Genomic DNA, 12522 nt, shown 5'->3' on the forward strand with positions numbered 1-12522 from the left:
GTTCAAATTATGCGTATTCCAAACAGACGATATATTTTACTCTTTCTCACAGCAGTGATTGTAGTTACGGCCTCCTGTAAAAAAGGATACCTGGAAGTAGAACCTAAAGGGGCGCTTATTGCAAAGGCCACCCAGGATTATGAAGCATTGCTGAACACCACTAAAGTAGACCCTTCAACAGCCGCAGGGTTTCTGGGAGACGAGGTGGCTGCACAGCAGAGCTATTTTGGCGGGGCATCTGTATACAGGCAGCGCCTGTTCAAATATATTGGCGATGCCTTGCTGCCGGACGATCTGCCGGAAATGGGGTATCTTAAATCGAACTATGCTTTTAATAAGATCATTGAAGAGATAGATGCTTCCACCGGCGGCACTGAACAACAAAAGGCCCAGATCATGGCGGAAGCTAAGGTAGGCAGGGCGGTTTGCCATTTGCTCTTTTTAAATGATTTTGGCAAGCCTTACAATGAGGCAACAGCAGCTACTGATTGGGGCGTACCGATTATTACCGCTGCTGATGTAACCAAAACTGATTATAAAAGGGCTACTGTAAAGGAAGTTTATGAGTTCATCATCAATGATATCACGGAGGCATTACCAAATTTATCGAAACCTTTCTCCCATTCACTTAAAATATCAAAGCCTGCTGCCGAAGGAATTCTTGCAAGAGTTTATCTCTACATGCATAATTATACCGCATCCCGTGAGCACCTGGATAAGGCTTTCAGTGCCTTAACAGGAGCAACAAAACCTGTCGGTTTATACGATTATAATGTTACGCTTAGTCCGGATGGAACCTGGCAACCAGCTGATCCTGCATATTTTGGACCTGCATTAATGCCAAATTCTTTTTTGGGAGAGGATCAGGAAAGTATATTGAATATGAGTTTAAGCGCTTTTTATATTGGCTCGGCCAATGCATTTGTATGCAGACCGGAAGTTGCAGCCCTTTATGATCCCTCTGATTTCAGGTTACAGATCTATTCGAATACTGAACTTTTTGGAACGGTTATTTTTCCCAATGGAATGAGACGCTATCCAAGATTTAGTGCAGAAGTAGGAATTTGTTTGCCGGATATGTATTTAATGCGTGCTGAACTGAAAGCACGTGCAAATGATTTGGCAGGTGCAAAAGCCGATGTGGAATTACTAAGGGCCAACCGGATGCCTGCTGTGGCGGCTGCTGTTCCGGCCGGCATTGCGGCTAATCAGCAGCAGTTGGTCCGCTTTATCCTGGAAGAACGGATCAGGGAATTTGCCTTAAAAGGTATGAGATGGTACGATGTACGTCGTTTATCTACAGATCCGGTTTATAGCAATACAATTAATTATACCCATAAACTGTATTCAGTTACCGGCGATGTAGTGGAATCTTATACCCTCACTCCGGAGCGGCTGGTGTTGAAGTTTGGAAGAAAACTTACCTCTCAGCATCCGTTACTTATTGAGAACCCTTAATTAAAAGACTGTTTGGAAAAATGATCCGGCAATAGCAGAACACTAAAAAAATATACAAATGAAAACAACAATAGTATTGGCATTGCTCCTTCTTGGAGCAGTTACCTGTTCTCATGCTCAATCGAAAAGTGAAGCCGGGAAAAAAAAGGTGTCAAAAATGATAGGAGGACTGCCTGTTGGTACGAAAGCGCCGGCATTGAAAGTGGAAGAGTGGCTTTCTGAGATACCGGATATGAAAGGGAAATTTGTGGCGCTGGATTTCTGGGGAACCCATTGCGGACCCTGCATTTCCGGGTTTGCTCATGTTAATGAACTACATCGCAAATACAAAGATAAGATAGCATTCATTGCCTCAACTACAAATGAAGCGCCGGAGGACGTATATGTTTTTGAAAAAGCTCCCATTGAATTTTACAGTATGATGCAAAAGGCCAAAGCGTGGAACGACGATTATAAGATCGTAGGAATACCCCATATGATCATAGTCGATCCTAAGGGTATTGTTCGCTTTTCCGGAAACGGTCATGATGTTACAGATGAAATGCTGCAGGATCTGTTTGAAAAATACGGCAGGTAAAAAAACATGGCTCAAAGAATTTATCTTTTAAAGCATTGCAAAATGAAAATTATCCCATTGTTTATATTGGTTTTAACAGCCATCACTACGAATGCACAGGAATTGGAATTTACCGGGGAGTTGAAAGACCTGCAACCTGGTACAAAAGTAATCTTAACCGACCTCCGGCCCCGTTCTGATCTGAAAGGAAAGAGATTTCATGATACTGCGGTTGTAAGCAATGATGCTTTCAGGTTTAAAACCAAACTTCCCGGCGCAGGTATCTATGTGCTTCGCATAGGGTTAATCGGACAAAATCCTGAACACCGGACATTGTACCTGGATGCAGGAATAGTGCGGCTAACCGGGAAACGTGGCGAACTTAAAAAGGCTGTCGTTTCAGGTAATGATAGGTATATGAAAGATTATACCCGGTTCACGGAGATAATGGAAAGTCAGGAGGTGTTCGGCAGAAAGAAAGCGATTTACGATACCGCTATGGCGCTGATGGCCAGCACAGGTTCTTATGAAGGTCTTTTTAAAGATAAAGCTTTCCTGGAAAGGGAAACCAAAGTGGATCAGGAAGCCCGTGATAAAACCCTGGAAATAGCTTGGCGGTGGCTGGAAGAAAATCCCGCTTCGGACATCAATGCTTACGTGATTTACACTTATCTGGCCAGGCAGGATGAGGATAAGAGGTATAAAGCAGCAATGGAGAAACTTAGTCCATCGGCGCGCAAATCCTTTCCCGGAAAAATGCTGACTGATAAGTTTTAATTGAAAGCGCTAAAAACGAAAACCATGGAAAATCCCGGCTGCCGGCCCCGGACACGATATGGATGCAATTCGTGCTGCGCTCAAATAAGGATAATCAAAAATCAATGAGAGATAAAACATGCATATGAATAGATTATTTTTTCTGACAGTAACCTCTTTTATGACTACATCCGTGTTTGCACAGATGAGTTTTAATATTAAGGGGAAAGTTGCTCCCAATATATCTGCTACCCGTGCAGTATTGACATATGGAGGCGATGCTAAAAGTGATACCGTTAACATTAAGAATGGAGTCTTTGGATTTAAAGGAAATACCCGGAGACCTGAGCTGGTAGTGATAGATTTGATGACTCCCGGTTCATCCGGAGAAGAAGAATACGCTGCATTCTTTTATATGGACCCAAATGCTATCACGGTCGATTTTGATAAAAGTGGTACCGCAAAGATCATAAGCACAGGTAAAGAGCAGAAGATTTTCCGGGAGTATAGCGCCCGGGAACAGGATCCCAAAAATTTCGGTATGGATACTGAACAGGATATCGCCAAATTGATTAAGCAGTATCCCGACAGTTATGTTGGCTTGGATAAGCTGACATATAATTCCGTAAAGATGCAACCCACGAGGGCTCAACAATTGTTTGGCAGCTTAAGCAAAAGAATACAGCAGACAAAAGATGGTATCGCTTTTAAAAAGGAACTGGAAATAGCCCTTAAGTTTGATGTAGGCCAACCTTCGATAGATTTTACACTTCCCGATACGGAAGGTAAACCGGTATCACTGGCTTCTTTCAAAGGACGGTATGTATTGCTTGATTTTTGGGCAAGCTGGTGCGGTCCATGCAGAGCAACTCATCCTGAGCTGAAAAATACTTACAATAAGTACAAGGATAAAAATTTTCAGGTCCTGGCTGTTTCGCTCGATACACAAAAAAATCTCTGGCTGAAAGCAATCAAAGAGGATCAATTGCCCTGGACGCAGGTCATCGATTTGAAGACTGCTTCTAATCAGGTGGCAAAAATGTATGGGATTACACAAATTCCGCAGAGTTTTTTGATTGACCCCAACGGAAAAATTGTAAGCAGAAATCTGAAAGGAGAGGCTTTGGACGCCAAACTCTCACAATTGCTTAAATAAGGATCAATACACGTTTAATATACCATTTACTATCATCAGATTGCGACCTTTAATAGCAATCAGTCAAAAAAAAATATTATGAAAAAGTTGCTAATATTAGTTTACGCGTTGACAGCAATGCTTACTGCCAATAGCCAGAATTTTACGGTTAAGGGAAAATTATCCGGACTTAATATACCTGCTGATATCAGTCTCCAATATGACGGGAAAGTACTGAAACAGGTTTCAAATAATGGCACTTTTGAATTCAAAGGTTCCGGTCGTCCGGCTGATGCCTTGCTTAAAGTCATCCTTCATCATCCTAACCTGACCATGTTGGATACTGCATTTTGGTCGTGGGTAAAGCCCAATATACATTTAATGGGCGCCAGGAGTTTTTTCCTGGAAGGTGACGTAACCATTAAAGGCGAAACAATAAATGATGTAGTGGTGGAGGGTGGCAAACAAGCTGTTTATGAGGGATTCAGAGCCAGGGAGGATGCGCTCAAACGTTCTTTGGATTCGATAAGAGGAATGGAAAGAGGAAATGAAAGTAACGATGAGGACGATGAGAACGCGGAAGAGACTGTGGAGAGAGAGCCCTCAGCAGCTGAAAAACAGTTATTGAAACAGATAAGTGATTTGAAATTGCGTTTTGTAGAGCAGCATCCGGATAGCTACTTCAGTCTTAATTTAACCGGGGAGCAAAGTAATGGAGATGTACCCACCTTTAACCGGATGCTGGACCTATTAAGTGAGCGTATGCGTAAAACTTCCGTATATGCTGGTTTGAAGTCAATGTCTGCAGGGTTTTCCATGAAGAAAATCGGTAATGCTGCAAAAAATTTTACATTAAATACCGCGGATGGAACACCCGTATCTTTGGCATCTTACAAAGGGAAATATGTATTGGTTGATTTCTGGGCCAGCTGGTGTGGACCATGCAGAGCCGAAAACCCCAACGTATTACGTGCCTACAATCAATTCAAAAGCAGGAACTTTGAAGTATTGAGTATTTCGGTAGATGCTAAAAAAGAGGAGTGGATAAAAGCGGTGAAAGAAGATAAGCTTCCCTGGACGCAGGTATTGGATTTAAAAGGGAACAATTCAACGGCGACGGCGTACGCGGTTACGGGTATCCCTGACAATGTTTTGGTAGATCCTAATGGTATCATCATTGCTACAAATCTCCGGGGTAAGCAGCTGGAGAAAACGCTTGAAAAAATGCTTAAATAAAAAATACTGCTATCGTGATAGGCAACAGTAACAGCCGGGCACTTGCCTGGCTGTTGCTTTTCAGGAAAGAGTTGTTCCAAACACGCATTTACCTTCCGGCAGGTCAAATATTATTCACGAAAGTAATTCATGATGATTTTACTAATGGGATCCGCTTTATTAAAAACCATGAGATGTCCTCCGCCCTTAATGCGATAATCGGGATGCACAAGTCTGCTGGCTATTACCCTGTCGGCCGTTCCATGAATTTGAATAGTTTTTTCAGGCGCTTCTTTATTATTCCAATGACCAATGCTTTTCAGTGCCCAGCGGAAAAAGGTGACATCTGTATCTTTCAATAATTTCGTCAGCGCTTTTTTGTCATTCTGTGACCGGGCGCCAAAGTAGCGATAGGTAAGAAAATTGGTACGGTTTATTAATGACGCGGGAATGATCCGGTATAGTCCCAGTTTTATGAAAAAAAACTGCACTTTGTTCAACTCTTTTTTTGTTCTGACCGAAGAGATCAATACCATTTTCTTTACCCTTATCTGTTTGGATACTTCTACCGCCACGATGCCTCCAAAAGAAAGACCGATTATATACGGATTTTCAACGGTGATCTGGCTCTTTATCCTGCCGGCATACTCCGTTATTGATTCATCCGGCAACGCAGGGATCCAGGAGACGTAAACTTTATGGTAGCCCGGAAGTTTCAGGTTCATGAAGATGCTTGAATCTGCCCCGATACCACTAAAAAAATATACTGTCTTTTGTTCCTTTTTAGCTGTATCCTTCGTGGTTTGGGCACCAGCCAGGAAGCTGCAGAACATTAATAAAACAAAAAAAATCACTTTCACATTTTGCGTCATAAATTTCCCCGCTTCTTGTAATGTAGGTTACGATATTATTAGAAAAAGTTACTCATTAAAACAATCATATGTTGGCCCATCGGCAGAGTTAGCATATATACAGGCATGGTCACCACGGAAATCCGGCGGATCTTAAAATAATTGCTTACATTTAGGATATGTTACTCCATTGGCTATTCCTAAAATGCCAAACCTGTAAAAGCCCCTACAACGAGCAAGATTTAACTGTCATAGGATCAGCATTAAAACTAAAATTATGCCTAAGTATGTTATTGAACGCGAAATCCCTGGTGCAGGTAAATTATCAGGAGAACAATTAAAAGCAATTTCACAAGCTTCCTGCGGTGTACTAAGTAATATGGGCCCACAAATCCAATGGGTGCATAGTTATGTGACAACCGATAAGATCTATTGTGTTTATATTGCCCCTAATGAAGAAATGATCCGCGAACACGCCAAACAGGGCGGATTCCCAGCCAACACTATCAGTGAGGTGGCTGCCATTATTGATCCTGCAACTGCAGAGTAAAACATAACTATATCCTTTAAAACGCCCCTGTGTCGCAAAGGGGAATCACCCGTAAATAGGAGTATTTACCGGCGCTTAGCTTTTTTTGTTTTTTTGTGGGCCACCCCATGCTACATTTTGGTGTCCAAATTTGTATATTACCTCCGCTAATTATAACCCAATTGTAGTCTTATGATAAAATACCTGGCCTCTCTTTCTATTGCTTTCGTCTTTATATTATTGTCTTGTTCCGTACAAAGCCTGGCGCAGCAGCCGAGAATTGCAAAGGGTACAGTACAGCGGATAAAAGTTCACAGCAAGTTGCTGGAAGGTAATCTCAGTGGCGACAGTGCCGACCGCTATGTGTCTGTTTACCTGCCTGCCGGCTATAGTTCCGGTACTAAGAAACGCTATCCGGTGGTTTACTTCCTGCATGGCTACACGGACAATGATGCAAAATTTTATGGATTTCAAAAGCACTGGATGACGCTGCCCCCCATATTGGATACCGCGTTTTCCCAAAGCCCGGGTCATGAAATGATTGTGGTTACTCCCGATGCCTATACACTTTTCCAGGGAAGTATGTATTCCAATTCAGTAACAACCGGAAATTGGGAAGACTTTGTAGCCAGCGAACTGGTAGGTTATATTGATAGTCACTACCGCACCCTCGCACAGAAAGAGAGCAGGGGCTTATGCGGTCACTCAATGGGCGGCTACGGCGCATTACGGATCGGGGAGAAGAATCCTGGTGTATTTTCAACGGTATACTTGCTGAGCCCCTGTTGCCTGAACTCTCCTGCAATGTCATCGGAAACCTTGCTGCCACAACTTCTCCGGGCAGACAGCATTAAGACGATAGAAGAATTTCAGAAATCAGATTTTTTCACTAAAGCGCTCTTTGCGTCTGCGGCGGCCTGGTCGCCTAATCCGGGAAATCCACCATTTTATCTTGATCTTCCGGTAAAGAATGGAAATTTGCAACCGCAAATATTACAAAAGTGGGACGCGAACCGTCCAATAAACAATTTGGATCAGTATATCTATAACATCAGAAAATTAAAGTCTATCGGTTTTGATGCGGGCGATAAGGATAGGGCCATAGCGGAGAGTATTAAAACGCTGGATGAAGAACTAAGCAAATACAGGATCGAACATTTCTTCGAAATTTATGAAGGTGACCATATCAACCGCATTGCAAACAGAATTGAAGAAAATATGCTGCAATTCTTTTCAAAGCATTTATTGTTTAAACAAAATACAAAGTAGCAAACTGTGCTGCTTCGTCTGGCAGACCGTTTCTTCCTGCTAAATGTTATATTTGCATCTCCTTAAAAAAACATACACGCGGGTCCTGCGCTCATGATGCGGGACAGGAATAAAAATTTAACTGGAAGATGAAAATGGAATTTTACAGGCCGGTAAATGAGATCTTACAAAGATATATAGAAGGTTATTATTTTATTTCCCCCGGTAAAAATTCCGAACAGCTACATTACTGGACATTTCCGAACAACTACTTTATCGTATCAGTGAGCCGGGATATTGAGATTGAAGCAGGGAATAACAAAATCACCGTCAGACCTTCCCGGCAGGAGAACATTGTAGCCAACTTTGTATCGCGGTATATCGCTCCGATCGAAGTTATATTTGAGGGCGGGGTAAACGAGATTACGATTTATTTCAAGCCGTTGGCCATCAATTATTTCCTGGATAATGCCCACGAGCTTTTTGAACAGGAAAATGCGGTGGATTTTAATCCCTTTGCCGATTTTATACCGGCGATGAAGCAGATCCTGCTTGAAGATGACAGGATCCTTCAGCGGAAAAGCCTGGAAGACTACTGGATTTCAAAACTCAATCCACGGGAACCCGGATTGATGGAGAGAATTATATCCGATATCGAATCTGGTTTGAAGATAGAGGAGATTGCCCGTAACAATAACTTTTCGAGACAATATCTCAACAGGCTTTTTACCAGGAACGTCGGTAAATCGCCCTCAGAATTCTACAGAATCCACCGGTTTAGAAAGGCGATAGCAAAACAGAGAGATGTCAGGAACCTTACGGAACTGTCTTATGAGAGCCTTTTTTATGATCAATCACACCTGATAAAGGACTTTAAACAACTTACCAACGTTAACCCCTATACTTTCTTTAAGAAGGTGGATACAGACAGCGCCTCCATCTGGCTGTTTATCTAGCAGTTTACATTTTTACAATTTTAGCCATAGTGACGGAGCTATATTTGCGGCTCGATCAATAGATATTAATATGAAGAAATGGCTGCTTTGTCTCGCTTTTAATATGTTTTCATTTTCGATATATGCGCAGCAATCAGGCTGCAACTGCGCGGTGACATTGGAAAAACTGGTAAAGAAAGTGGAGACCGAATATCCGGGTTTTGCGGACAAAACGAAGGAAGGATTACCCTATGAAGAACTAAAACAGCATCTGACCAGGGAGGCTAAAACAGCAGATAAGCCTGGCTGCGAAAAAATCCTGAAGAGGTATACCGATTTCTTCAAAGATCCCCATTTATGGGTGGGTTCAAACGGATCTCCTTTTTCTTCCGGTAACAGTGGCCCTGCAGAATCCATATCCTTTGATATCAGGGATTTTCAGGATAAAATTAAGCTCACAAAGGATCCGCTGGAAGGGGTATGGTCTACAGAAGGCTACAGGATTGGGATTAAAAAATTGAGTGGAAATGAATATACCGGGTTTATTATCGGGGCAGAATCTGCATCCTGGAAAGCAGGAGATATAAAGTTCAGGTTGTTTCCGGACGGTTCTTTCGAGTATTCAATGCTTGACCGGTCGAAGAAAAAGGGACGTTATACCATGCATAAGGAGGGTATCCTGTTTTTGGACGCTGTTGGTATGGCGCTGGTCAGGGAACTTCCGGCACCAACGACAAGCGCAGCCCAACTGGAAGAAAAACTAAAGGAGCTTGCGGGTTTTTATTTCAGGAAACTATCTCCCAGGACATCGATCCTTAAATTGCCAAGTTTTGAATACCGGTACCTGGAAAAAATTGATGAGCTGATCTCGCAGAACAGAACGCAAATTGAAGGTAGCGAGAACCTGATCATCGACCTTCGTGGCAATCCCGGGGGAACTACGGATGCTTATCAGAAACTTCTTCCGTACATCTCCGGAAAATCAATACGCAACACCGGGGCGGAGTTCCTGGCTACGCAAACTTATATCGGAAATCTCGAGGCATACAAAAAGAGCCTGGATAAGAATACCCCAACAGATGAAATCGACAAACAAATAGATCAGTTAAAAAAGAACCTGGGTCATTTCGTGAACTTTAGCGATGCAGGTAAACCTGTGTATATCGAAAACGTTGAGCCGGCCGCTAAAAGTCCCCGGCAGGTTGTTATTCTTGCAGATAAGGGAACAGGAAGTTCGGCCGAGTATTTTTTGTTCATCGCAAAGCAGAGCAGGAAGGTCAAGGTATTGGGCGTACCCAGTTATGGTGCATTGGATTACGGCAATGCCTACCTGGTAGATTTCGGATGCCCGGGTTACCAGGTATTCATGCCTACCTATCGCGCAATGCGCCTGCCTGACTACCCGATAGACAATATCGGCATCCAGCCGGATATCTATCTTGACAGTTCTGTAGAGGACTGGGTAGCATTTGCATGGCGATACATAGAGGAATGAGATTGGCAAAGTAAGACCTGTACCACCGGCGGCCTTTATCCATCAACCAGGCGCTCAGCATTAATCCGGCCCCGGTATTATTTATTTTGGGATTTTTATTATAGTTTGCAGCTTTGGAAAAAAACATATAATTGTCAGGAATTAAGTCAATTGAGGAGACGGAGTTGTTATCTCTTATTGAAAAGGGTAACAGGAGAGCTTTTGAGCTGGTGTACAAGGACTATTTTGGGCAACTTAGCTACTATGCCTTTAAAATTATTGACAATCCTGAAGAATCAAAGGATATCGCCTCTGATATTCTTGTGCAGATAATTGCACGGCCCAAACAATTCAAGAGTCTGAGCCACCTTAAAAATTACCTTTTTTTAGCTACGCGCCACGCTTGTCTGCATTTTCTGGGGCAACAAAAGAGAGAACAGTTCACCTTTGATGAACTGCATAATCTTGCAGACGAAGCGGACTGGGAATCGGATGTAGAACGAGTCCGCGCCAGCGTGGTTTCAGCCGTATATGAACAACTGAACGCACTTCCAAAAGGCTGTGCCGAGGTTTTCAGACTAATATATTTTGAAGGAAAAAGTATCACCGAAGTAGCAGAACAATTAGAGATCAGCACCAAAACTGTATTAAACCAAAAGCAAACTGCCGCAAAACTGCTTAAAGCGGCACTCTTAAAGAAAGGCCTTCTCGCTCTATTCGTGGTCTTTTTTGGGGAATTATAATTTTTTTTAGAAAATTCATGGGAATTTGGGTGACTTCCTCCTATATATATTGTGGGGGAAGAAAACCGATCTTGTATTATGCAAATTGATGATATAATTATTAAGTACATAAATGGTGGTCATGTAACAGAGCAGGAGGCAGCTTACCTGCAGCAATGGCGTGTTTCCTCCGAAGCGCATGAAAGATTGTTCCAGGAATTGAATAACGAAGACTTACTCAAAAAAGAATTGCAGATTTTAATGCAATTCGATAGTAATAAGGCATGGAATGAACTCCGGGAAAAGCGTACAACGCCGGTAGCGCGTCTTAGAACCAATGTAATTAAATGGATGGCAGCTGCTTCGTTACTATTATTGGCGGCAGTTGGCGGTTATGTATTGTTCAGTAACAGAAATGCGGTTACTCCTAAAACAATAACCCACAGTGAGATAAAGGCGGGCACGGAAGGGGCTATACTTACCTTGGCCGATGGGTCGAAGATATCGTTGGACACAATAAAAAGCGGCGTCATTGCACTTCAGGGCGGGGTTACAGCTAAATTGGTAAATGGCGCCCTGGTATATGAGGGCGCTACTGATCAGGTAGTATACAATACCATTACCACTCCTAAAGGACGCCAAATGAAAGTAAGATTGCCGGATGGATCAATGGTTTGGTTGAATGCAGCCAGCTCAATTCATTTCCCTACTGCATTTCCTTCATCGGCGCGTAAAGTAGCCATGACCGGCGAAGCTTACTTCGAGGTTGCCAAAGAGCAAAATGCCCCATTTATCGTGAGCGTAAATGATATGACTGAAGTGGAAGTTTTGGGAACTTATTTTAATGTCAACGCTTATCCTGACGAGCAATACACCAAAACAACTTTACTGGAAGGAAGCGTAAAAGTCGGATGGCAGGGAGGTCGGTTTTTAAAGATCAGACCTGGCCAGCAAGCTCAGATGAACCATGACAATATTGCGCGAGCTCAAAACAACATCGAAATCAGAAGTCTTGATCAGGAGGAAATAGAAAATGTGGTGGCATGGAAGAACGGATACTTTGATTTTGATAACTCGTCATTTGTGGAGATCATGCGTCAGTTAGAGCGTTGGTACGATATCCAGGTGATTTATGAAAATGGAATTCCAAATGTGGAATTAACAGGAAATATGACACGGGACGTGACGCTGAATGATCTTATGGAAGGGCTGGAAAAACTTGGTGTTCATTCAAGACTGGAAGGAAGAAAATTAATTATCAGTAAACAACCATAGCATGCTAATATATAAAGAGAGTATTGTTGCCGGAGGTTATTAGGGTCATTTCAGCAGGATTCCCTCTATCGCAAAAAACGAAGTGCTAATCAATTATCAACCAAACTACCTAGAAGTATGCCAAGAATTATTTTCAGGTCCGGGCGTCCTGTGTCCGGATGTTTCAAAAACGGCCGTTTTCGGGCCAGCGTCAGGATTTTTCCAGGAATGAAATTTACCTTTTTGCTAATAGCGATTTCACTTGCATGTTTCGCCAGAAGTTTCGGGCAGACCGTTTCAATTTCGGGGAGGAATTTAACATTGCAATCCATCGTTAAATCTATCCAGAAACAAACCGGGTACGCGGTTCTCGTTAACAGGAATATTTA

General features: G+C 42.6%; 12 protein-coding genes. 11 read left to right on the top strand and 1 reads right to left on the bottom strand.

Translation table 11 applies throughout. From position 1 onward, the window contains the following. Positions 1-9: 9 nt before the first annotated feature. The 5 genes from V7S65_RS03005 to V7S65_RS03025 all read left to right on the top strand — a co-directional run bounded on the left by V7S65_RS03005 (position 10) and on the right by V7S65_RS03025 (position 5141). A complete protein-coding gene (locus V7S65_RS03005; RefSeq protein ID WP_336386242.1) occupies positions 10-1458 on the top strand; it encodes a RagB/SusD family nutrient uptake outer membrane protein in 1449 nt (482 codons plus the stop codon). A gap of 58 nt (positions 1459-1516) precedes the next feature. Further along, positions 1517-2035, top strand: coding sequence for a TlpA family protein disulfide reductase (locus tag V7S65_RS03010; RefSeq protein WP_336386241.1), 519 nt, complete (start codon positions 1517-1519; stop codon positions 2033-2035). A gap of 42 nt (positions 2036-2077) precedes the next feature. Next, positions 2078-2791: a DUF4369 domain-containing protein gene (locus V7S65_RS03015; protein WP_336386240.1), complete on the top strand. Its 714-nt coding sequence runs from the start codon at positions 2078-2080 to the stop codon at positions 2789-2791. A 124-nt stretch (positions 2792-2915) separates the two neighbouring features. Further along, the gene (locus tag V7S65_RS03020; RefSeq protein ID WP_336386239.1) at positions 2916-3926 is read left to right on the top strand and encodes a TlpA disulfide reductase family protein; all 1011 of its coding nucleotides are present in this window, start codon (positions 2916-2918) and stop codon (positions 3924-3926) included. A gap of 78 nt (positions 3927-4004) precedes the next feature. After that, positions 4005-5141 (top strand): TlpA family protein disulfide reductase, encoded by a 1137-nt coding sequence (locus tag V7S65_RS03025; RefSeq protein ID WP_336386238.1) that lies wholly within the window; start codon positions 4005-4007, stop codon positions 5139-5141. Between the two features lie 110 nt (positions 5142-5251). Here the strand turns inward: V7S65_RS03025 and V7S65_RS03030 are convergent, their stop codons facing one another. Beyond that, complete coding sequence (locus V7S65_RS03030) at positions 5252-5845, bottom strand: alpha/beta fold hydrolase (protein ID WP_133256218.1); 594 nt, start codon at positions 5843-5845, stop codon at positions 5252-5254. A gap of 403 nt (positions 5846-6248) precedes the next feature. Here V7S65_RS03030 and V7S65_RS03035 point away from each other — a divergent pair, with 403 nt between their 5' ends. The 6 genes from V7S65_RS03035 to V7S65_RS03060 all read left to right on the top strand — a co-directional run bounded on the left by V7S65_RS03035 (position 6249) and on the right by V7S65_RS03060 (position 12154). Beyond that, on the top strand, positions 6249-6521 hold the full coding sequence (locus tag V7S65_RS03035) for a DUF4242 domain-containing protein (protein ID WP_079468299.1): 273 nt from the start codon (positions 6249-6251) through the stop codon (positions 6519-6521). A gap of 171 nt (positions 6522-6692) precedes the next feature. Continuing rightward, positions 6693-7769, top strand: a complete 1077-nt coding sequence (locus tag V7S65_RS03040; protein WP_336386237.1) for an alpha/beta hydrolase — start codon at positions 6693-6695, stop codon at positions 7767-7769. 128 nt (positions 7770-7897) lie between these two features. Further along, positions 7898-8704: a helix-turn-helix domain-containing protein gene (locus tag V7S65_RS03045; RefSeq protein ID WP_336386236.1), complete on the top strand. Its 807-nt coding sequence runs from the start codon at positions 7898-7900 to the stop codon at positions 8702-8704. Positions 8705-8774: 70 nt separating this feature from the next. Beyond that, a complete protein-coding gene (locus tag V7S65_RS03050; RefSeq protein ID WP_336386235.1) occupies positions 8775-10178 on the top strand; it encodes a S41 family peptidase in 1404 nt (467 codons plus the stop codon). A 131-nt stretch (positions 10179-10309) separates the two neighbouring features. Continuing rightward, entirely contained in the window at positions 10310-10900 is a 591-nt protein-coding gene (locus V7S65_RS03055) for an RNA polymerase sigma factor (RefSeq protein WP_079468295.1), read from the top strand. Positions 10901-10978: 78 nt separating this feature from the next. Beyond that, a complete protein-coding gene (locus V7S65_RS03060) occupies positions 10979-12154 on the top strand; it encodes a FecR family protein (protein ID WP_336386234.1) in 1176 nt (391 codons plus the stop codon). Positions 12155-12522 lie beyond the last annotated feature (368 nt).

The sequence above is a fragment of the Chitinophaga sp. CCNWYY40 genome (genome assembly GCF_037483205.1).
Lineage (GTDB): Bacteria > Bacteroidota > Bacteroidia > Chitinophagales > Chitinophagaceae > Chitinophaga > Chitinophaga ginsengisegetis.